Raw genomic sequence first — 20,328 nt, 5'->3', positions numbered from 1 at the left:
CCGGCTAATCCGTAACCGGGGCATTTTCTGATCTTTCATAAGGGATCCAAAAGGATATAACTGTTCCTTTGTTCAGTTCACTTTCGAGGGATATTTCACCGCCCTGACCCTGGACCAGTTCGCGACACAGATATAAACCCAGGCCGGTGCCGGGCTTTTGGCCGCCGGCCTGGTAATACGGCGTAAATAACTGCGCCTGCCTGTTTGCCGGAATACCCGAGCCGGTATCGCTGACTGTTACGTTCAGCTGGTAACCGGAACCATGTCCTTCAAGTTCAGCCATCACAGAGATGCCTCCCTGATCAGTGTACTTAATGGCATTGCTTAATAAGTTCAATAAGACCTGTTTAAGACGAAAACTATCGCCTGCAATTGTGATATCAGCCTGCTCATTCCATGATAATTCCAATTGAAGGCCTTTATTTTCAGCCATAAAACGCATTGCTTCGATTGATTCGGCGATAGCTTCTCCCGGTTTAAAAGGCCCGCTTTGCCGTGTTTCTGCATACCCCTGCTCCAGCTTACTGGCATCCAACACATTATTTATCGTCTCTAATACCAAGCCGGAAGCCAGCGTAATTGCTCCCAGTTTCTTTTCCTGTTGCGCTGACAATGCTGTTTTTTTCATTGTAAACACCGCACCGTTGATCGCCATTAATTTATTACGGATCTCGTGGCTCATAATGGCCAGGATCTCCGATTTTTGACCGGCCAGCCGTACAGCGCGACCATTTTCCACCCGGATACGCCTTTCGGCCCAACCGGCGCGGCGAACATAGATCACCAGTAGAACGATAAAGATCAAAACCGCCACCAGCGAGATGCCGGTAAATGTATTCAGGTCGCGTGTTGCGGAAGCATAAGCTCTCAAAGTCGCTTCCCGGCTTTGTTCATAAGCAATTTGGTCGATATCCTGTAACTGCCGTGTTAATTGTCGCAGTTCATTCAACAAGTTAAGGTTAGCCGTTACCAGGGCCTGTCCGGATAACGCCATCCGCCCATACTGCGAGCCAAGTTCAGCCAGCAATCGTTTTGCCGATGCGTTGGAAAGACCGGCCTTTTCTTGCTGCCGTTGGCGTACCGTAAGTACCTTCACCGATTGCGTGGTATGAAACGCATCTTTTAACCTGCGGAGCAAATTATTTTTGGTCGTTTCCTTTTTCGTGGTTACAATCGTATCACTGCTAACCTGCACATATGACGCATGTTGGAGATCTCCCCGGTTATGGATCCGATCAAAAGTGGTGACCCTAAGTAACGAATCAAAATTTTTCCGGAGGCCGAACAACTGTCGTGACAAGTCAAGTTTTTGCTGCAGCTTTTGTTCCAGTTGTCTGCGGCTTTCCGGAAAGGAGCTGTCTCCCCCCTGACGGTAATGATCGATGATCAAATTCATTCCGCGAAAGATCGTATCCAATCGCCGCTGATAAATGGCCAGATCGGCCGGGCTTCCGTCTGCAGCAGCTTTCTGGAAGTTGTTCTCCGCCACGTCCAGATCTACCAAAAGCGCAGTGATCCCCTGCCGGTAGGAAGGTATTTTTAATTGTGCACTTAATTTGTCGAGTTTATGCGTTATAGAGCGCCTTAAAACAAATGATCCTGTTGTCACCAAGAAGGTGAACAACAGGAAAATAATAAAAACACGGTTAATGATCCCCGAAAAATTGCCTGTCTTTGTTTTCATGTGCTGATTGACATTGAACAGTTACATCCTTCATAAAGTTTTAGACCTGATCTTGTTGCAGCTTTACGATCTTTTCTTTGGTCTTCTCGATATCTTTATTAAGATCTTTGATCTTTTTCTGATCTTTTTTTACTTTATTATCAGCATCTTCTGCATCGCCCGTTTCATTGGCCGCCTTTTTTGCTGCTTTTGCAGCTTTACGGGCGTCGCCGGTATCGCCACCTACAGCTGAGGAAGCTTCACTGCGGCTTTTTTCCTGTGCTTTACTGGAAGTTTTGGATGCTTCTTCGGCAGCCGCCTGTTCGTCCGGTAAACGGTTTTGAACTTTGGTCAGTTCCGCCTGCAGATCGTTCAGCTTTTCATTTAATTTGCGCAACTGGTTGTTGATCTTAACTGTATCGCGTTTGGTGGAGTCATTTTTTTCAGCGGCCCGGGCAAAGGTTCCTAAACCAAGCATCAGGACAATTATTATTATTTTTTTCATGGTCGTTCTTTTAAATTATACTCAAATGAACGCCATTGGTTATCAGTTGGCAAGCAGCTTCGACCAAAACGAATTGCCGGCCGACGAAAACAGGCTGTCATCCGTTAAAGCCATTCGCGAAATTCGGCCTTGAATGCCTCGCGGTATTGCTCAGTGACCGGGATAACGGTTTTCCCAAACCTGATGGTTAAGTGCTGAATATGTTCGATCTTATCAAGGTTGACAATAAAGGAACGGTGCACGCGCATGAAACGCTTTCCGGCAAGACGTTCTTCCATGGCTTTGAGCGTAGATAAGGCAACTATCGTTTGTTCACCGGTAATTACTTTAACATAGTCTTTGAAGCTTTCAATATAACAGATGTCAGGGATGTTTACCCGGATCAGGTCATGTTCCACCTTTAAAAACAAATACTCACCCGATTGCGGGGCTTTAGACACGTTTATCAACGTCCGAACCTTGACCACTGCCCGATAAAAGTCTTCATAGGAAAATGGTTTGACCAGGTAATCTACGGCATCTACTTTATAACCATCAACAGCATACTCACGGGAGCCGCTGATGAGGATCACGCGGGGTATACGCTCCCGCGGCAAATCTTTCAGGCTCCCGGCAAATGTAACCCCGTCTATCCCCGGCAAATTGATATCCAGCACCAATAAACCGATATCGCCTGATTCCAGCCTGCTCAAAGCCTCCAGAGCATTGTCGTAGGATCCCGCCAAATGCAAAAAAGGCATCTGATCTACCATTTCGCATACATAAGCATTAACATCAGGATCATCGTCGATTACCAGGCAGTTGAGCACTTGTTCCATCAGGCTAAGGTACGATGGATCGGGATCCTTTCCAATTAAGATCTGGGATCGATCATCAGCGTCATGCATTAGAGCATTTGCCTGAATAAACTGCGGATTATTTTGCCAGTCTTTGTTTACCAATTCCCCAAAATAGTTTAATGTGCGTTTGCAAGACATTAAGACAAATTTAGCAAAGCATTGACTGGCAATTTTCGAATCAAACATTTCGTGGTTATCGATCTACCGGGTTGCCCGGGCCAAAACTATAGGATTCAGGTTTTATTTTTTTATGATCAGGTGCGTTAACGCCGGGTCACTCAGCAAACGCTCCATCTCCAGGTCGATAATATCCCGGATATCCTGCCTGATCTGCAAATAATTCCGCTCAACAATTGCCCCATTGATCTTACGCACCTCAGGCAGTGGTACGTAAGCATCAATCTCTTTCTTAAGCGCCGCATGATCATTCACAATTTCGCAATGAAAAGCCTTGAGCTCAATCTTGCAGTCCGGGTTATCTGCCACCATCCCCACAAACTCACCAGAACTTAAAGCCGATATCCGCGATGCCGGTACAGCTGCTTCTAATTGTTTCGAACGGCTGATAGAAGTATCACTGCGGTTGATCGACAGGCTTTCCCTGTCCTGCATAATCCGACCAATCTTTTCTGAAACTGATTTAGCCGTATCCCCCGATACCTGGCCGACCGCCATATTACCAACAATATTCATGATCACATCAGCCTGCTCCCGACCATAGTCTTTGCGTAACTGACTGGCATCCTGGATGCCCAAACAGGTAGAAATTAAATTGGACCTGCCGGTTGAAATTGTGGGTATAATGTCCGTGGTCAGCGTTGGAAATTCATCAAAGACGAGGCTGCATTTCAGCTTATTTTTTTGATTGATGATCTTTAGGAGCCGGTTGGTAAACAAAGAAAGCACAGCGCCGTAGATCTGTATTTTCTGCGGGTTGTTGCCCATACAAACAATCTTCGGCGCTTCGGGATCATTGATATCCAGCGTAAACTCATTGCCCGATAACACATAGTATAATTGCGGTGAAGCGATACGCGCCATCGTGATCTTAGCCGATGCGATCTGGCCCTCCAATTGCTCCACCGCATCCCGCTTATAGGCGCTGATAAATGGGTTGATCAGCACATCGATCTCCTTTTGTGTACTCAGGAGGGTGAACAGGCTGTCATAGTCGGCCTGCATCAGCTCAATGACATGCGGCAGTGTGCAGAATTCCCCGTTATTATATTTGCGCAGATACCAGATGATCGCCGTCAGAAAGTTGATGGGCGATTCCACGAAGAAATCCCCTTGTTTTTTGATCCATTCCCGGTTCAGTCCCAGCAAGATCGTTCGGGCCGATTCTACCGCGTCTGTTAAATCCAGCAAGGCGGATGGATCCAAGGGATTACACCGGCTGCTGCGCGAAAGGTCATCAAAATTGATAGAGAAAAACTTTGGTTCAACTTTATAGCCGTCTTTATATTTCAGCCAGGTATTATAGGCGATGACCGCAAGGTCCGGCATTTTAAAATCGTAAACGAACATGGCAAAACCCTTACGGATATGCTGGGTGATCACGTGCCTTATAATGAAATAGCTCTTGCCCGAGCCCGGGCTGCCCAGCACAAGCAAGGCCCGAAAAAGATTAATGAAATTGATCCACCCTCGGCGGACCTTACCCTTCAATACATATTTCACCGGCAGGTTCACAGAGAATTCGTTTTCCAGCAGGCGCTCCTCCTGGGGGAAGGTCTCCTGATCCCGGTTAAAAATATCGCCGGTGAGCTTGTCCCGGATCACGCGGGAAAGCATCGTGCCCCCACAGAGCATCAGCAGATATCCCAGGCCGGTCACGCCCATGTACAGGATCGCGACGCTTCCCATTTTCAGCGGGAATAATAAAAAAAAGTAGCTGATCAGGAAAAAAAAGAGACCGGTAAGTAAGTATAGGAAAGCAGATTTTGCGGTCTGCTTTTCATCTTTCTTCCCCCGCACACCGATCAGCGCTATGACCAGAAACGACAGTGCTATCAGTTTAGGTTTAAAAAAACAGCTGAACAGGCCCGTGCGGACAATATTGGCCAGTAGCCGGTCAGTCAGCGGTGCTACCAGATGCCATCTAGCAAAAGCCCCGTAACATACTTCATAAAAATGCAGCAGTAAAACTGCAATACTGATCAGCCTGGTCATATCCAGGATCTTGCGCATGGCCTGATCGTTTTCCCCGGTTTGCATAAATCCCCCTCCCAATCCCGATATACACCGGCACTTTTCCTAATCATCCACACTTGAACCCTTACACAAAATCAACCGCACCAAACCTGAAAATTTGGGCATAGCACTGGCTAACCATCCTCTGCACACGGAGAAAATGGGCAACAAAAACTTTAAAAAAATCCTGAAAAGATTAACCTGTCGACAACCGCATGCGCTTTCTTTTCTTTCGTTTGCGCTTGAATTCCCAATCCATGGTTTGCTGCATTCCGTCCGCTTCCAACAGTACCTGCGCCAATCCAGGCATGCCTAAACTGGTATGCTGTTCATGACTACTTAAATTTTCATGATAATCACGTTCTTTTACCCCGTTCCCGTGACCGTCGCGCGCCGCCTTTTCCGCTTCACCGTTTTGCTTTTTCCCCTCACCTGCCACCATGTTCGGACAGCGTTCCTTAATGGCATTGGCGCTGTAAGCTTTTCCTAAATTGCTGCCATTAAAAACACATTTGCTCTGGTGGTCAACATAGGTAATACCATAAATCAAACCTTCATCATTTCTTCGTAAAACCACGTTCACACCCTGCTTTTTCAAAGCCTCCACCAAACCCTCAACACTTTTATTGCGCCCCAAGAAATAAAGGTCGATCGCGTTTTTTAACCGCAGCTTTGCTTTCGGATCATCTTTGGCCATTTTGTTTGCTTCAAACTTCCCCTCTAAAAATTTCAGCGTCGTGTCTTTAAAAAATAAGCTTGCCTTAATGGGCACCCCTACCTTATTGCCTTGTTCATCGAGCACCCGGTATACCAATCCGCTATGCCTGAAGATCCGCGAGTTTTCTTCACCCCTGTCGGCGACAATATTATATTGCCGTAGCACCGCATTTAACTCAGCCAGCGAAGCATATTTGTACAGCGGCAATACAGTTTGCAATACGTTACCGATAGCCCTTTTGGTCTCTGATTTACCATAAAGCACCCGAGCGGCGTAGACCGGTTTAAGTTTGTAAGCCCTCTGTAATTTGCTCTCTTCCGCTTTAATTAAACCATACCTGATTTCAATTTCCTTACGGGCCGGTTCCGATTTTCGTTTGGCCAGATTATGAAGGTGTATGGCCTTGCCATCCGGTTTAATATTGGTTGTCACAATATGTAAGTGCGGATGACCAGCATCCTCATGACGGTACAATAAATAAGGCTGTCCGGCAAAGCCAAGCTTGTCCAGATACTCTTCTGCAATGTTCTTCAATAATTCATCCGGTAGCTTTTCAGACGGATCAAAATTGAGCGAAATATGAACGCTGTTATACTTTGTCCGCTGGTTCAGTTCGGTCAGCATTTCAAGCATCCGAAGCTTCTGGTGAAAGTTCAGATCAGCCGCATCCACCGGGTAATATCCTGCCTCTAAACAAACCGCTAAACCTGCTTTTACTTTCTGCTCATTGTAGTTTAAAATATTGCGCAGACTGGTCGATTGATGGATCACTGCAACCATGCCGAACTCATCATTTTCAAACGAGCCTGGATACTTTCTAATGCCAAAAAATACCGGTCCTTATCACGTTCAAAACGGCGTACCCATTCCTGCATCTGCGGGGAATGATCGAGCATATTCAAACGGTGCACCGCCTGGTTAAAATTCACACCGATCGCATTCAGTTCGCGGCGCAACAAAGCCATTTCTGCCAGCAGCTCGTCCTTCGACTGGTCACGCGTAAACACGATAAATGACTTACCAAACAGCAACCGGCGCACATATTCGCTTAATTTCCGTATGGTCGACCGCTTCCAGCTTTTTTCCAGTTCACCATATTCATCAGCAGTCAGCCTCAGGCCAATAATCCGCTTTCTGCCCTCGTCTTTTTTCTCCATCACTTATCTTCCTCATCAAACTCAAACCATCAAAAATCATCATCAAACATGCATACAACTCCTGCCAAAGCCAGTTGTCCTAACCGCCCCCGACTTCGGAGAGGGGCGGCAAGATGCAATTGTTGTTAAACAATTGTACATCTTGCCGTTTGCGCACAAGGCAAACTCAAACCATGGGCTGCCGAGAAAGAAAAGAATGACTTCCTATTCACCTCACAAACCGCCGACCTTAAGGCGCTGGCGGTGCTCCGGTAGCAAACCCTTGCGGCAAAGCCATTCATTCAAATCTTTAAACTGGCTGTAAAAACCGCATTCATCCCGGTAACGTGCGCCTAAAGCCAGCGCCTGGTTCAGGTAACGCTTCCCCGCACTATCGTTATCCAGCCATAAATGTACCCGTTCATGTGATTCCAGAAAAGGCAACGCCCGTTTGAACAAAGCCACACTATTCAACACTACCAAATTAGTCGCATGCGGATCATCATAGCGGTGCAAAACCCGCCAGGAAAGCAAATCGAAAAAGCCCTCGAAAACCTGTACTGAAGAAGCGCCGTAATTAAGCGACGTTATCTCCTTAGGCGAGCTACTGCTCTTGGCGATCTTGCTCCGGATCTCGTAGCCCCCGGCATCGTTTTTAAATCCGATGCCATATAGTTCATGACCGCCCACTTTGTAGCGGAGCTCCACGCAAAACTCATCCGCAACCGCCACCGGGATACCCCGCTCATGCAGGTAATTTTTGAGCGGGAAAGAAAAGATCGGTCGCACATCAGTAACCACCAATTGCTGCTCCGCGACCACCGGTTTCCGAAGGTGTAGCACCTGCGCGCCAACACCCCCTCCATCGTTAAACCGTACCAGCAATTCACTAATCGTGCAGCCGTAATAACGCAAGCCCAGATCAACCAGGTTACCACCCGCTGCCAACCCGAAATCATACCAGCGGTTTAGCTGCTGATTGACCTTAAAACTCGCATGTGCTTCCTCCCGCAAGGGCGACCGGTACCAATATTCATAACCCTTTTTGACCGTCACCGGTGCAAAGCCCAAACCCTCCAGCCAGGCCACCATATCCAGCGCCTTGATCTGATCCAATGTCATCCGTTCCGCTTCCATATCCATCTCCTCCTTTATCACAAACAACCAAAAGTAAAGCGGCCGAACGAAATCCACCTATCCCGACTAAATTTCGAACAGGATCGTTTCATTGCTACCCCTTAGCTTTGCCCCATTGTTTAACCATTAAATTTTTACGAGATGGCAAAAGATGTGTTGGGAACGGTCTACGAAACCTTACTTTGTAGCCCGGGGATGAATGAAGCCGTTAAGATCGACTTGAAGATCAGTCGGAAAACAATTTTATTATTGAGCAGCCTGATTGAAAATGGCCTGGCTGACAAAGAATCGACGGTACAGGGCTTGCTCGGTTTGATCCCGGAACAAGACCGCGAAGAATTAAAAAATTTTGGCGACGAGTGCCTAAAAAAAGCCGGATTAAAAGAACTGAGCGAAAAAATGAAAACCCTTAAAAACTAACTTTAAGGCCAGTAATATACTGGCCTTAATTTACATCAATTTGATCATCGGGATAAGCTATTAGTTTTTCCGCAAGTTCCTCGTCGCTTTTTTCCCATCCGGCCGCTGTAATCGCTGCAGTCATCTTTTCCACATAACTGGCTATGAACTGCCCGGAACTGATTGCCATATCCACCCCATGCTGGTAAATTCAAGCATATTATACAACAACCTGTTCAACTGTTTCCTTTCCTGTTTTTGTCCCGCTTTGTAGACATTCCAGCGTCCGAGTACCCAGACCAACAACCCGGAAACAACAGCGGTAATAATTGGTAAATAAAACAAGTTTAAAATTTGGTTTTTTGAAAATAGGGAATACAAACCAATATAACGAATTGAGCCTTAAAAAAGGCTCAACTGTGCACGGCTCACTTCCATTGCAGCGATGGCTTTCAATGTTTGATGGAGAACATCCTGTTTGTAATTAGTGGTATCGGGATGGCCGAGATACTTGGTCATATCTGCTTTTATTTCCGCCAGCGCATGAGCAAGTGCTGTATCCCGGTCGGGATATTTTTTGCAGAACACGCAAAGCGGCCCGCTGGCACCAGCCGTACCATACTGGCGGCTCAAAGCATAAGCCCAGCTGCCATTCGGCCCGCGACCGATACGGATATAGCTTTGTCCCAAACTAATTTCCTCGAAATCAAGAAACTTCGGTGAAGCGAACCAGCCGTACCGGTTAAAAGCAATTTCGGCGAACCCGAATCCCAACGCATGGCGGTACTCGTTGACATTCATCAATATCTGACGAAGACTGTCACCAAAGCCACCGAACCAAGTCAATTGCTCCTGATCACCGGCTTTAATTAATGCTATTATTTCTACCAGCAGTTCCCGTTCGTAGCGCGTCGAACAGTCGGCGATATATGCTTCGACGTCAGACTGGGATTGCAGGGTAAATGCGAACTTTTCCATAAGCTAAAGTTTTTTAAGGCATAACCGCGCGGCACGGCCTGTCTGTCAAGGGCCGGGGCAATGCCCCGGTTCATATACCCTTGACGGACAGGTTGTGTCCGCGCAACCTTTTCTACCTGATCCATTAAAAATTGAGATCAGGTAGAAAAATTGGCTGTAATTTTTCGGTCAAGATCAACACAAGCATCGAGAACTTGGCTGTTCAGGAATATCAATTGTATTTAGCTGCCCTGATTTACAATACGGTTACCACAGGCAAGCTATCCCCGAGGGCGGGATATTCAACTTCCAAATACCTGAACCAGCTTTCAATTTGCTAACGCGTATTTTTTTTCCTTCGCAATCAAATATCTCAGCTCTGTAGCTTCTGCCTTTCATTAACTTTACCAATACTCCATCGGTAGTTTTCCCGTTAATGATATCGACAAGAGGTTTATTTAAAAGCAAGGGCTTGCTTTGATCGCTATAAATTGCAGCTATTAGCTTACTTTCTTTTTCACTGCTGAGTATCGGGTAATTCATCTCGGGCCCATAAGCCCTGAATTTGCCGTTTACCAAAACATCTTTGTTTTTGAGCCAGTAATGGGTATAAAACCGGACCATATTCAGGTGTGAAGCCGGGATATCTTTTAATCGTACAGAAAGCTGAGGAACGGAGAAGATCACATTCAGGAATTGCAGGGCGGCAACATCTGGTTTGTCTTCATAATTCCAGGTAAGCATATCAGAATGAACGGCAGTCTCGCCGGCCAGCAACCTGATATCTGTTATCCTGATCCGGTTTGTAAGCGCAGCCGAGGCGCAATCCCCCGCCCGGAACATATTTCCATATTTACGCATTGCCGGGCCCGTGTAGGATTGCCGAAACTCGATCAGGATATCCGGCTTGATCGTAGTAAGCGTATTTTTTATCTCCGACATCAACGCATCAACCCCCCCATAAACCGACTGGTAATCTGCCTCTTTACCGGCAACCAGCGGATCACCGGACTGATTGGTGAAGCTGTCGATAAAATCAAGTTTAAACCCGTCAAGCTTCCATGATCTGAGCGCCTGTACATAGCGCTCAACTATGAACTTTCGTACCTCGGGATATCTCGGATCAAGTATCGCGGTAGATTGACGGTCGCTTTTGTATAGTACTTTGTTTTCGAAGCGGCTATAAGCTTCAGCATGATACCCCATAAAAGGTACCGAATACCAAATTAGGCACTTCATCCCGGTTGAGTGCACTTTTTTCACAAAATCGGCCATATGAACAAGACGCTCCGGCTTCCAGTCGCCGGTAAAACCATAGCCACCCGAATGGTTCGCAGTTTGCCAGCCGTCATCAACAATAATTCCGGTATAACCCAGCTTCCGTGCTTCCACGCACTCTTTAAGAAGCATAGGTTCATCAAAATTCTGGTGATAACTGTACCATGTTGAATATAAAGGTTGCTTTGCTGCAGATGGGATCACGGCGGGGTGATACTCGGGCATGGCGGCCCACCATGCAGCTACCTGGTGCAATGCGTCTTCGTACCTTTCGTCCCGGTCATTGAGCATCAGGGTAACCTGGTATGATTTCTTGTTCCGCTCTTCACCTGTAAGCTCAATGCCTGCACTGCAATTTAGTACAGAACTATCTTCATTAATACCTGCGGACAGAACAGTTTTGTGAAATGCATCGGACAGGGCGATGGTTAACCGGTTTTGCCCAGCATCATTATACATGGCTAAAACAGGCGCCTGACTGGCAAGGTTAGCCTGTACTTTGAGGCCTGCATGCATAAAACGTGCTTCGTTAGCATTGGTAGTCCAGATGCCGGTAATGTCCCGGAGCGGTGAACTCCATTTAATATTAATTTCATTTTTAAACGAACCGGTAGTAGTGAAGCGGCAAATCAGGAGTAAAATTCCGCCTGGAAATTGCTCATGACTGATATTTACGCTTACACCTTCCTGTTTGGGAACAGTAAATTTGAATGCGTCAGCCTGGTATTCCTGGGCATCTGCCTGTATAACCAAAAAGCAAAATATCAGTAATAATAATTTCAGAGCATGATTGGTTCTGAAGCATTTTTTGCTCTTAGGTTTAGATATGGTAATTTTCATTTGTTAATTCGAGAGATCAATAAATATTATCTGATGGTAAGCGCCTTTTTCGGTGCCAAATCTTTTAGTTCATAAAGGCGGCGGATGTTGTTGTTTCCGGTTATGTTGATACAATTTGATTGCACACCACGCACCCGGAAAAGAAGCGGAATTTGTTGACCTGGTACATAACTTTCAAAACTCAATCCGGAAACCTCGTTGAGTTCCACCAATGGCACACCCTCCATAGGAGGTATTGCTTTCAAACCAGCGATGCGGATTTCATGTCCATCCTCAATATATACGGCCGGCCTCGCCTCACTGCTGGCTGGTTTAAACTGAATATTATAAAGACTGATGTTGTTAACATGCCTGAGATAAATCCCGTAGGCCGGCAAACTGGTACCGAACATCCGGTTTTCGGGATAAGCACGCTCCTGTTCTGGCACTTTGGCCGTATATTCACTTATCTCCCCTCCTCCTGGGCTTTGAATATTGATATCACGGAGCACAACGTTTTCTACCTTAAAACCAGGTATTGCTGTAATGCTGCTCGCTATGCGGCTCACACTTTTGGCTGTTACGCTGCTGATCATTACATTTCTGATCGCGCCTGCAGAATTACTTCTGCTGCCAAGCCTGATAAATAGCGGCGTTTGCACGCCATCCATTACGATGTTGCTGATATTAATGCCATCCATTATTCCACCATCAACGATCTCCAATGCAATCCCTGCAAGCCCGGTCACCGGCTCCTTTACCCCCGGTACGCTCCGTTCCCAAAAGCGAAAACGTGATTCAGAAGTCCTCCGCAAAACACAATTGCTTACGCTTATATTTCTGAAACCACCCACAGAAGCAGTACCCATCTTAATAAAATTACAATTGGAGGCAAGTACGCAGTTTGATACAACCACATTTTGACAAATAAAGCTGCTGTCGCTTTTAAAACACAGGGCGTCATCATCCGTATCGATAATGCAATTACTGATCGTTACATTTTTACTGTCGATATCCAGTCCGTCATTATTAAAATTCACATGAGCGTATATATTGATGCCGTCAACATTAACCTGGTCATTATATAACAGGCGAAATGTCCAGAACGCAGAGTTTTTAAGGCTGATACCGGAAACCCTTACCTTGCTGCATTTTTTGATCATCACCAGAAATGGCCTGTCGGGTGCATTATCCCCTTTAAAAAATGCTTCTCCATTACCGTTAATCTCGCCGTAACCCGTAATACCCACATCAGTTGCGTTTAAAGCGAATATCAGCCCCCGCTCTCCGGCAAATTTGGGATAATCAGCACGATCCTTGCTTCCCGAAATTTTTGCGCCCCTCTCCAGGTAAAGTTCAACATGTTTTTTTAAATATATAGTACCCGTCAAGAAATCTCCCGGGGGCACCACTACCCGTCCCCCACCACCGATGCTGCATACGTCGATAGCTTTTTGAATATATTTTGTAGATAGCTGGCTGCCGTTTCCTATTGCTCCATAATCTGTAATAAGATAGTCGGCTGCCAGCGTTATACCCGGAAAAATAAGGCAGGCAAGGAGCAACGCAATGATCTTCTTCATCGGCACTATCATTTAATTCTTGTTGTTAATGATTGAAGATGCAGTGCAGACAGGATGATTCGTTCAAGCAGATATGATCCCGTAAAAGGGAGTAACGGCAGAAAATAATTTCTCATAATTTATTAGTGTGTTCAAATTGGTGACCGGCCCTGCCAGAGTGCAGGGGAGATATTGAAGGCGAAACTATCAATTAGTATATTTCAGGATAAATGCATTCTCGGGCATAGTCAAGCAGAATACTCAAACATGGATTTTTCATTATTTTACCTGTATTATTGCTAACCGCTTTACTGTTTTCAAATAATAAGGCAGGGCGCCGATTCGAAAAATCTTAAAAAAATAACAACAACTGTAATAAAGTAAGATTGCATTTTAGCATATTTGAAAGCCACCTAATAACTCAATTACTCCACCACTGATGCCTTTTGCACGATCGTTGACTTAAGAATGAAAAACCATGATTATTTGCTAAAATGTACTCAGCTAATTGAGGATAAAATGCAGTCGGGGCCGAGTGGTGACTGGATCGACTATCATTATACAAAGCTTCATGAGCAAATCTTTGAGGTAACCAAAACGTCGATAAGCGTACGCACACTGAAACGCATTTTCAAGGTAAACGATAACTACGAACCACAGATTGCCACCAAGAATGCAATGGCGCAATATCTTGGCTACAAAGACTGGGCATTTTTTTTAAAAGAGAACTACGATAACGATCCCAAACCTGCCGAAAGCCCGGCCCCTGTTATTAAACCCGAAATCACTACCGGTAACAGACGATTAAAAGTTGTTTTTTTTGCCGCAGGAGCACTTCTGTTAATCATACTGATCGTCGGCATAAAGCTCTTTTTCAATAGGCCCAATGTTATTTTTAATGTTAAAAACACTTTAGGTCATGCGCCGCTAACTGCAGCCATCAGCTATGACCTATCTAACCTGGATTATAAAAATGCTTTTATAGATTTTGGAAGCGGTGGCGAATATAAACTGTTGCTTGGCCCTAAAGGTGAGCTCACCTACCAATACAAAACACCAAATTTTTACAAAATAAGGCTGATCGCGGATGGCCGTGTATTTGCAAAAAACACCGTTGATGTACAAACAAACGGATGGGTTTGCTATGTAGGCAATAATGACCAGAACGCCCGGGTGGTAACCGACTCCAACAAATTCAGCGATAAAAGCTCTCTGTACTTTGCTCCTTCAATAATAGGCGGACTTAATATCAATACCAAAGAAGAATATTGGGTTGATTACCGCAATATCAAAAACTTCCATGTGGACGGCGATCAAATGACCGTAGAGTTTCGCTTGCGCAATAGCCAGGATATGGGCGGCTTTGACTGCTTTGATACCAGCCTGGAGTTTACCGGCGAAAGTGGCAGGGGCCGTTTTAAATTTGTTAAGCCCGGATGCACCCAGTTTGCTGATACTGAGTTCGGGGATACACAGTTAACAGGAAACTTCCACAATCTGTCTTCATTGGGTGTTGATCTGTCAAAATGGACCGTGGTACGCATCGAAACCCGGAATAAAACCAGTATGGTTTATATTAACAATGTTTTTAAATATAAAACAGTATACAATGTCCCTATTGGGAACATCCGTGGGCTTTTTTGCCGCTTTAAAGGATCAGGACAACTTGATTTTATCAGGGTATATGGCCGGCAACATCATTTAATATACGGCGATGAGTTTAACCACTAACCGGATGTTTTATTCCCGGTTAATGATATGATGTAGAAGGTAAAAAGGCCGTAGAACATCAGCTTTAAACCTTAGGCTTTCTGCTTTAAGCTTTATTATGTTCAATCTTCACTAAATGATTTCGCTATAAGCGGGGCAAGCAGGCCGTAGCCGGCAGCATTAGGATGAAGCCCGTCACCAAACAATTCCTCTTTAATTTTGCCTGCCTCATTCAGGAATACAATTCCGGGATTGACGTACTTGATACCCATCTCCTGTGCAAGCTTTTCAATGGAGCCGTTAAGAACTGCGATCCTTGCTTCCATATTACGGCGCGGCATGATTCCTGAAATAATTAGCCCGCTTTGGGGCTGCCTTATTTTGGCAGCAGCAATAAGCTGCCCGAGCCCCTTAACAATTTCATCATCGGTATTTGATTGCAGGTTATTGGTGCCTATCATCAACAAGATATGATCGGCTTTAAAACCGTCGAGTTCGTCATGATAGATTCTCCACAGCACGTTTTCGATCCTGTCCCAGCCAAAGCCCATATTCTGCACACCCAACGACTGCAGATAAGTGTCCCACGAATCTTTTCCCCTTGCGATGGTTGATTGCGGCAGGCCGCCCCAGTAGTGAATAATGGAATTGGCAAATATGATATTTTTAGGTGCCTTTTGCCTGATCAAAGCCAGTTCATCTGCATGCCGTTGCCGCCAGTCGTAGTTTCTGTCACGGTGCTGGGTTAAAGGACTCATGGTTGAAATTCCGCCCTCCGGTTCCTGCAGTGCAAAGCGCACTTGCGAACCGAAATCAGTCCAATCATCTGCCGCCGGGTGGCTTAACGCATATACGCCTTTTAATCCTGCTGTTTGCCTGCTTATTTCCTTCAATGCTGCCTGTGTTTGTTTAGATGGAGCATGCTCACAAGGAACGATAAAGACAGGAATACCCGCCTGCTTAATTTGCCGCGCATCCTTAATAATATCACTTATCATACCGGCACCCCTGTAAGCACAAAGCTCCAGGAATACCGCTTTTGTACCGGACTTTTTGCTTTCGCGTAGGAATGCCTTTCGATCAGTTTTCCCAGCAAAAACAATAAAGTGGCGATCCAGGGTTCTTTCCAGCCTGGCTGGCCAACTTGTTCCCGCTTCACTATCCTTATCCTCCCCTGCCTGCTTATAAATGACAATTTGTTTTTCGGGCTGAAGTGGTAGCAACTCAAATTGGCTTTGTGCATCTGTACCAATGGCAATATCCGTCGGTGCCTGCCCTGCCGGCAAAAACAGCCTGTATTCGATAGCTTTGCGGGGTTGGTGGTTATCCGTTGAAATATCCCGAAACGATAATATAACCGAATCTTTTTCTGATCTGGTTCCATCAAATTCAGCCCATGTTCCGTCATCATCCAAAACATACAATTTGCAAGTGCCTTCTACAGCTTTTCGTGTGAGATGTTGAGCTGGCTCATAAGCCAGGCGGATGACGATATTACTGGTATTGGTAATAAAATTCAAATAAGGATAGTTGCCTTTCCCTTCAGATATCCCATTCAAAACCTTTTGAAGCGGTGCGTGAAACTCAGTCCACTTAATACCGGTTGCCAGGGCTGAGCAATATCCCGGAATCATGAAAGCAAGGAAAAGAAATATATTTAATCTCTTAAATCTCATAGGTTCATTTTTATATAAAACTGTCCGCTGAAGATTTCAGCGGACAGTTTTGGACATTAATGGTTCAAACGATATTACGCATTTTTCTATTCCTGAATGGTTATTTTTCAAAACCAAACTCCACTTCGTTTGCCCAGTGCGTTTTCCAGTCGGGGTGAAAGGCCCTGGCATTTATTTGGGAAACACTCCGGTCTTTAGCCAGTTCCATCGTGGCAGCAGGAGATGCATTGTCGTTTACACGGAAAGATAATTTTATCTTCTTTCCGCTTTCCAGCGCCCTATGAACATCCGGTATTTCCGACCAGGGGATGGCACACTCTGTGATCAATGTATTACCAATCCTTTTAATAACCAGCTGGCTGTTCTTTACCGGCCCTTCGCCTGCAGATTTTGGCTGGCGGGGAAAGAAGTGCTTCCTGTTAAGCTGCGGGGTGAGCAAGCGCCACATTTCTGTGCCACCGCCATACTCCGGCGCTACGCAGTTCATGGCGTACTCGTAATCGGTATCTTTATAGCCTGTATATCCCGGCATGGTTCCCGGGGGATTGGCCAGCATACCATCAGTTCCTACAGGCAACACATTAAAAGCCAGAATCACATTGTCATACGAATAGCCAAGCCCTGAATTATCCGGCGTTACCGGATTTTTACGATAGGTATAATGCCGTACCCCATCAGGCCATGGAAGCGGAAGTTTAACTTTCACCTCGGGGATACTAAGTTTAACATCTTCAGGCATCTTTGCGGCGGCTCCCATGACATTATATCCATTTTTCCCGTAAATCCCTTTCCAATTGCCCCTGGTATCCAGGTCCTCCTTAACAAAAACGGCTTTATCATGGCCCCCCTTATCGGCAGGATCATCGAAGAAGATCCCGGCAACTTTCACTGATGTCCACCAGTTATAAGTGCGAAAAACAACCCTTACTTTACCCGTAAGATCAAATGTTTCAAAAGCTCCCTGCCATAAGTTATCTATTTTTCTTCGCAACAGGAAATTACCAGTCTGCCCGTCAAACACTTCAATTGTAGCATTGGGCACCCTAATATTGGGCATATAGAAAGATACCCTGGTATAGTTTTGTGCAGCCAGATCAAGATCGATACCAAATGCGTAAGCTACATCGCTGCTCGAAAGGAATTGCATGATCCTTCCGTTGCCAGAGGGCATTTGTAAAGTACCATTGTCATTACTTTTTGCAGGAATGCTATCTTCTTTTGCCATCAGGGTTTTATCCATATCCATGATATAAGCGGTATCAGGATAAAAAAATGAATCGTCGGGCCTGTTTTCAAAACGATAAGTGCCCGGGTGCGGTGTATTATCTGCAACTTTGGCGGCGAAGTAAAAATTCTTATCGTCGTAAGCAAAATAACCGTTGGCATAACCCTCAGCCCTGTTATCAAAGTTTTTAAACGGGTACCAGGCGGCTTCAGTAAGGCTCACGCTTGCTGTCCCTTTGCTGCTTACCGTTTGCGGTATAGCCTGTTGCCACTCGTCCAGGTTACCATCAACCTTTACCGGGATCCGTGAAATGGTGTTGACGTGCATATCCTCATTCAAAACAGCAATGCCATCTTTCGGCGTTTCGATGCGGACACTTAAAGGATAAACATTGGCACCATTAGCTTTGCCTTTGATTATTTGCAATGGCACGATGATAGTTTCGTGAGGACGGATATTTATGTTTTTATTATAAGACAACTTAAAATCAGAGAGTGTAGCCTGCAGTTGCCCACTTACCGGCCGGTTAAGAATATTAGTTAGCTGAAGATTAAGCACGGCTTTTTGCTCAATGCGCGTCGTCATATCTTTAGCAATAATTTCTATTGGCTCATATCCCGAGATCCTGGCATGTTCCATGGCCTTAACAAGCCTGTCGAAAGAGCCTTTAGAGCCATCAGATCTAAGGTAATACCCCTGCGTATTAAGCGGAACCCGAATATTCCCTGCATTGGGGGGAATGAGATTGCCGTAAAAATCATACAGCCTGAAGTGGCTGTCGGCAGGGATAACCATTGAGCCGCCTGAAAGTGGCTCAGTTATTCTTAATAAATGTGACAGGCTGTCTTTCTGAGCGGCGCTAATGGATTTATCATTCAATTGCTTGCGGATCCGTTCTTTATCCTCAATTTCCTTAAGCCCCCTGACGTTCCTGAAAAGCAGCCGTTCGGCACCAAAAGCCTCGCCAATATCACCACATACAACCGCTGTGCCATCGTCAGGGTTATGGTCATTACCGTCAAACAACATTACCCAGGGTAAGCCTTTTTTAAACAATAGCCTGTTAAAATCCCTTTCTCCAATCAAATGCTGCACCGCGCCTATTCCAACAGTAGGTGACCAGGCATCGGGGATCCTATCGATGATAACATGACCTGAACTCGTCATTACTTTTTGTTTAAAATGCTCAGAGCCCCTTCCCCCAGTTGAAAGATATCCGGCATAGATCCCCATAGAACGGTCGTACCCGGTAGATCTGTTGGTTGCAACGGTGAGCCCGATGCGGTCATCCGTGTTGCCCACCCAGCTTTCCGTGTCCCAGATCTTTACCCTGCCTTTCGGTGATTTGCGGTTGACCCACTCCGGGTAAATGCTTGGGGTTTCCATCCCCTGGTAATGAATGGAACAAAAATCGAAGATGGGCAGGAACGTCATTTTGCCATCGGCAAAAAGTTTGTCCCAGGCATTCGAATTGGAATCCCCTCCTCCTACCAATACATCTGCACCCTTTTTGCGGCCTTCTAAAACAGCGTCCGCCATTACCTTATAAATTTCCCGGTATCGCAGGATATCGGATTGCCAGCCGGAAATTGAACTTCCTTCCCATGGCTCGTTCCACAAAGAAACGGCAGTAACCGGGCCTTTCGGCCAACCCTGATCCACACAAAACCTGTTTACAAACTTTGCAAAATCCGGGTCGGAAGAAGGGCCCCAAACCCAATCTTGTTTGGTTTTTCGCATCACGCCCTCATCGTTTAACAATGCTCGGGGCATATCAAGCGGTAATTTTGCAGTACCTGCACCAAACATCAGTAAAACCGTAATATTCCTGTCGCGGTATTTTTTTAGTTTTTCGTACAAGGCAGATAATTTGCTCTGATAATCAGCGTCTGTTGTTGGGAAATAATCAACACCCATCCTTATTGCCTGCACGCCAAGCCGCTGCAGAAAATCCGGATCCATATCATCCAGTGATTGCTTGGGATATTGCAGCCTTTTAGGATTGGCCGCAAAGGTTCTTACCACACTGCAAACAAGGCGGCGACCAAATTGGCCCAAATCAAGAATAAGGGCATATCCGCCAAAAGTGGCCGGGATATTTGGTTTTACTTCGATATTGGTAAAACCTTTCGTATTAATGGAAACGGGTAGATCTGACGACGACACCGTAGCAAACTTAACCACTTCGGGCAACCACACATCATTAGGCCTGCCTTTGGTACCGTACCGGATAATTTCCAGTTTACCTTTAACCTCAATAGGACCATCCAGGTTGTTGACAACCTGAATGGTATAGCCCGGCTGTTCGCCGGGCCAAAGTATATTGGTATTAGTACTGGAACGGATAATCGCAACATCATAGTCATATGGCCTTAAACCCGTTTTGAGATTGAAAACATGGTCATAGTTTACCCATTGCCCGGGAGAGGTCATTTGCGCAGTTACGACAAGCGGACTTCCTAACAGTAACAGGAACAGACATTTTAATAGTATCGAATTAATTGTATTCAT

Annotated in this window: 15 protein-coding genes; 2 read left to right on the top strand and 13 right to left on the bottom strand. The window is 45.6% G+C overall.

The window, feature by feature from the left end; all coding sequences use genetic code 11:
- Window positions 1-4 precede the first annotated feature (4 nt).
- The 7 genes from DEO27_RS08180 to DEO27_RS08150 all read right to left on the bottom strand — a co-directional run bounded on the left by DEO27_RS08180 (window position 5) and on the right by DEO27_RS08150 (window position 8,191).
- Window positions 5-1,684 (bottom strand): sensor histidine kinase, encoded by a 1,680-nt coding sequence (locus tag DEO27_RS08180; RefSeq protein ID WP_112570361.1) that lies wholly within the window; start codon window positions 1,682-1,684, stop codon window positions 5-7.
- Between the two features lie 40 nt (window positions 1,685-1,724).
- Window positions 1,725-2,168, bottom strand: coding sequence for a hypothetical protein (locus tag DEO27_RS08175; RefSeq protein ID WP_112570359.1), 444 nt, complete (start codon window positions 2,166-2,168; stop codon window positions 1,725-1,727).
- 104 nt (window positions 2,169-2,272) lie between these two features.
- The gene (locus DEO27_RS08170; RefSeq protein WP_190295355.1) at window positions 2,273-2,986 is read right to left on the bottom strand and encodes a LytR/AlgR family response regulator transcription factor; all 714 of its coding nucleotides are present in this window, start codon (window positions 2,984-2,986) and stop codon (window positions 2,273-2,275) included.
- 261 nt (window positions 2,987-3,247) lie between these two features.
- The gene (gene mobC, locus DEO27_RS08165) at window positions 3,248-5,224 is read right to left on the bottom strand and encodes a conjugal transfer protein MobC (RefSeq protein WP_112570355.1); all 1,977 of its coding nucleotides are present in this window, start codon (window positions 5,222-5,224) and stop codon (window positions 3,248-3,250) included.
- Between the two features lie 172 nt (window positions 5,225-5,396).
- Entirely contained in the window at window positions 5,397-6,698 is a 1,302-nt protein-coding gene (locus DEO27_RS08160) for a relaxase/mobilization nuclease domain-containing protein (RefSeq protein WP_112570353.1), read from the bottom strand.
- Window positions 6,686-7,075: a plasmid mobilization protein gene (locus tag DEO27_RS08155; protein ID WP_112570351.1), complete on the bottom strand. Its 390-nt coding sequence runs from the start codon at window positions 7,073-7,075 to the stop codon at window positions 6,686-6,688. Before DEO27_RS08155 ends, DEO27_RS08160 begins: the two co-directional genes overlap by 13 nt.
- 213 nt (window positions 7,076-7,288) lie before the next feature.
- Entirely contained in the window at window positions 7,289-8,191 is a 903-nt protein-coding gene (locus DEO27_RS08150; protein WP_190295354.1) for a toprim domain-containing protein, read from the bottom strand.
- A 141-nt stretch (window positions 8,192-8,332) separates the two neighbouring features.
- Here DEO27_RS08150 and DEO27_RS08145 point away from each other — a divergent pair, with 141 nt between their 5' ends.
- Window positions 8,333-8,611 carry a hypothetical protein gene (locus DEO27_RS08145; RefSeq protein WP_112570347.1) on the top strand — a complete coding sequence of 93 codons (279 nt, stop codon included), beginning with the start codon at window positions 8,333-8,335 and terminating at the stop codon, window positions 8,609-8,611.
- A gap of 25 nt (window positions 8,612-8,636) precedes the next feature.
- Here DEO27_RS08145 and DEO27_RS31375 read toward each other — a convergent pair whose 3' ends face one another.
- From DEO27_RS31375 to DEO27_RS08130, 4 genes are all read right to left on the bottom strand, one after another.
- Window positions 8,637-8,780, bottom strand: a complete 144-nt coding sequence (locus tag DEO27_RS31375) for a hypothetical protein (protein ID WP_190295353.1) — start codon at window positions 8,778-8,780, stop codon at window positions 8,637-8,639.
- A gap of 212 nt (window positions 8,781-8,992) precedes the next feature.
- Window positions 8,993-9,568 (bottom strand): hypothetical protein, encoded by a 576-nt coding sequence (locus tag DEO27_RS08140; protein WP_112570345.1) that lies wholly within the window; start codon window positions 9,566-9,568, stop codon window positions 8,993-8,995.
- Window positions 9,569-9,814: 246 nt separating this feature from the next.
- The gene (locus tag DEO27_RS08135) at window positions 9,815-11,665 is read right to left on the bottom strand and encodes a glycoside hydrolase family 36 protein (protein ID WP_112570343.1); all 1,851 of its coding nucleotides are present in this window, start codon (window positions 11,663-11,665) and stop codon (window positions 9,815-9,817) included.
- A 26-nt stretch (window positions 11,666-11,691) separates the two neighbouring features.
- Window positions 11,692-13,227: a glycoside hydrolase family 28 protein gene (locus tag DEO27_RS08130; RefSeq protein WP_190295352.1), complete on the bottom strand. Its 1,536-nt coding sequence runs from the start codon at window positions 13,225-13,227 to the stop codon at window positions 11,692-11,694.
- A gap of 447 nt (window positions 13,228-13,674) precedes the next feature.
- On the opposite strand from DEO27_RS08130, the gene DEO27_RS08125 reads away from it, so the two are divergent.
- Window positions 13,675-14,937 carry a hypothetical protein gene (locus tag DEO27_RS08125; protein WP_112570339.1) on the top strand — a complete coding sequence of 421 codons (1,263 nt, stop codon included), beginning with the start codon at window positions 13,675-13,677 and terminating at the stop codon, window positions 14,935-14,937.
- 101 nt (window positions 14,938-15,038) lie between these two features.
- Here the strand turns inward: DEO27_RS08125 and DEO27_RS08120 are convergent, their stop codons facing one another.
- Both DEO27_RS08120 and DEO27_RS08115 read right to left on the bottom strand, forming a co-directional pair.
- Window positions 15,039-16,592, bottom strand: coding sequence for a GDSL-type esterase/lipase family protein (locus DEO27_RS08120; protein WP_112570337.1), 1,554 nt, complete (start codon window positions 16,590-16,592; stop codon window positions 15,039-15,041).
- 100 nt (window positions 16,593-16,692) lie between these two features.
- Entirely contained in the window at window positions 16,693-20,328 is a 3,636-nt protein-coding gene (locus DEO27_RS08115; RefSeq protein ID WP_223818189.1) for a hypothetical protein, read from the bottom strand.

Origin of the sequence: Mucilaginibacter rubeus (genome assembly GCF_003286415.2) — a bacterium.
In the GTDB taxonomy this organism is placed as follows: Bacteria; Bacteroidota; Bacteroidia; order Sphingobacteriales; family Sphingobacteriaceae; genus Mucilaginibacter; species Mucilaginibacter rubeus_A.
Note: the sequence above shows the minus strand (reverse complement) of the source record. Positions and strands in the feature narration are given on the sequence as shown.

Coding starts and splice junctions, on each gene's coding strand:
- DEO27_RS08180 (WP_112570361.1), bottom strand. CDS start 1,684: ATGAAAACAAAGACAGGCAATTTTTCGGGGATCATTAACCGTGTTTTT.
- DEO27_RS08175 (WP_112570359.1), bottom strand. CDS start 2,168: ATGAAAAAAATAATAATAATTGTCCTGATGCTTGGTTTAGGAACCTTT.
- DEO27_RS08170 (WP_190295355.1), bottom strand. CDS start 2,986: ATGGAACAAGTGCTCAACTGCCTGGTAATCGACGATGATCCTGATGTT.
- mobC (WP_112570355.1), bottom strand. CDS start 5,224: ATGCAAACCGGGGAAAACGATCAGGCCATGCGCAAGATCCTGGATATG.
- DEO27_RS08160 (WP_112570353.1), bottom strand. CDS start 6,698: ATGGTTGCAGTGATCCATCAATCGACCAGTCTGCGCAATATTTTAAAC.
- DEO27_RS08155 (WP_112570351.1), bottom strand. CDS start 7,075: ATGGAGAAAAAAGACGAGGGCAGAAAGCGGATTATTGGCCTGAGGCTG.
- DEO27_RS08150 (WP_190295354.1), bottom strand. CDS start 8,191: ATGGAAGCGGAACGGATGACATTGGATCAGATCAAGGCGCTGGATATG.
- DEO27_RS08145 (WP_112570347.1), top strand. CDS start 8,333: ATGGCAAAAGATGTGTTGGGAACGGTCTACGAAACCTTACTTTGTAGC.
- DEO27_RS31375 (WP_190295353.1), bottom strand. CDS start 8,780: ATGGCAATCAGTTCCGGGCAGTTCATAGCCAGTTATGTGGAAAAGATG.
- DEO27_RS08140 (WP_112570345.1), bottom strand. CDS start 9,568: ATGGAAAAGTTCGCATTTACCCTGCAATCCCAGTCTGACGTCGAAGCA.
- DEO27_RS08135 (WP_112570343.1), bottom strand. CDS start 11,665: ATGAAAATTACCATATCTAAACCTAAGAGCAAAAAATGCTTCAGAACC.
- DEO27_RS08130 (WP_190295352.1), bottom strand. CDS start 13,227: ATGAAGAAGATCATTGCGTTGCTCCTTGCCTGCCTTATTTTTCCGGGT.
- DEO27_RS08125 (WP_112570339.1), top strand. CDS start 13,675: ATGAAAAACCATGATTATTTGCTAAAATGTACTCAGCTAATTGAGGAT.
- DEO27_RS08120 (WP_112570337.1), bottom strand. CDS start 16,592: ATGAGATTTAAGAGATTAAATATATTTCTTTTCCTTGCTTTCATGATT.
- DEO27_RS08115 (WP_223818189.1), bottom strand. CDS start 20,328: ATGAATACAATTAATTCGATACTATTAAAATGTCTGTTCCTGTTACTG.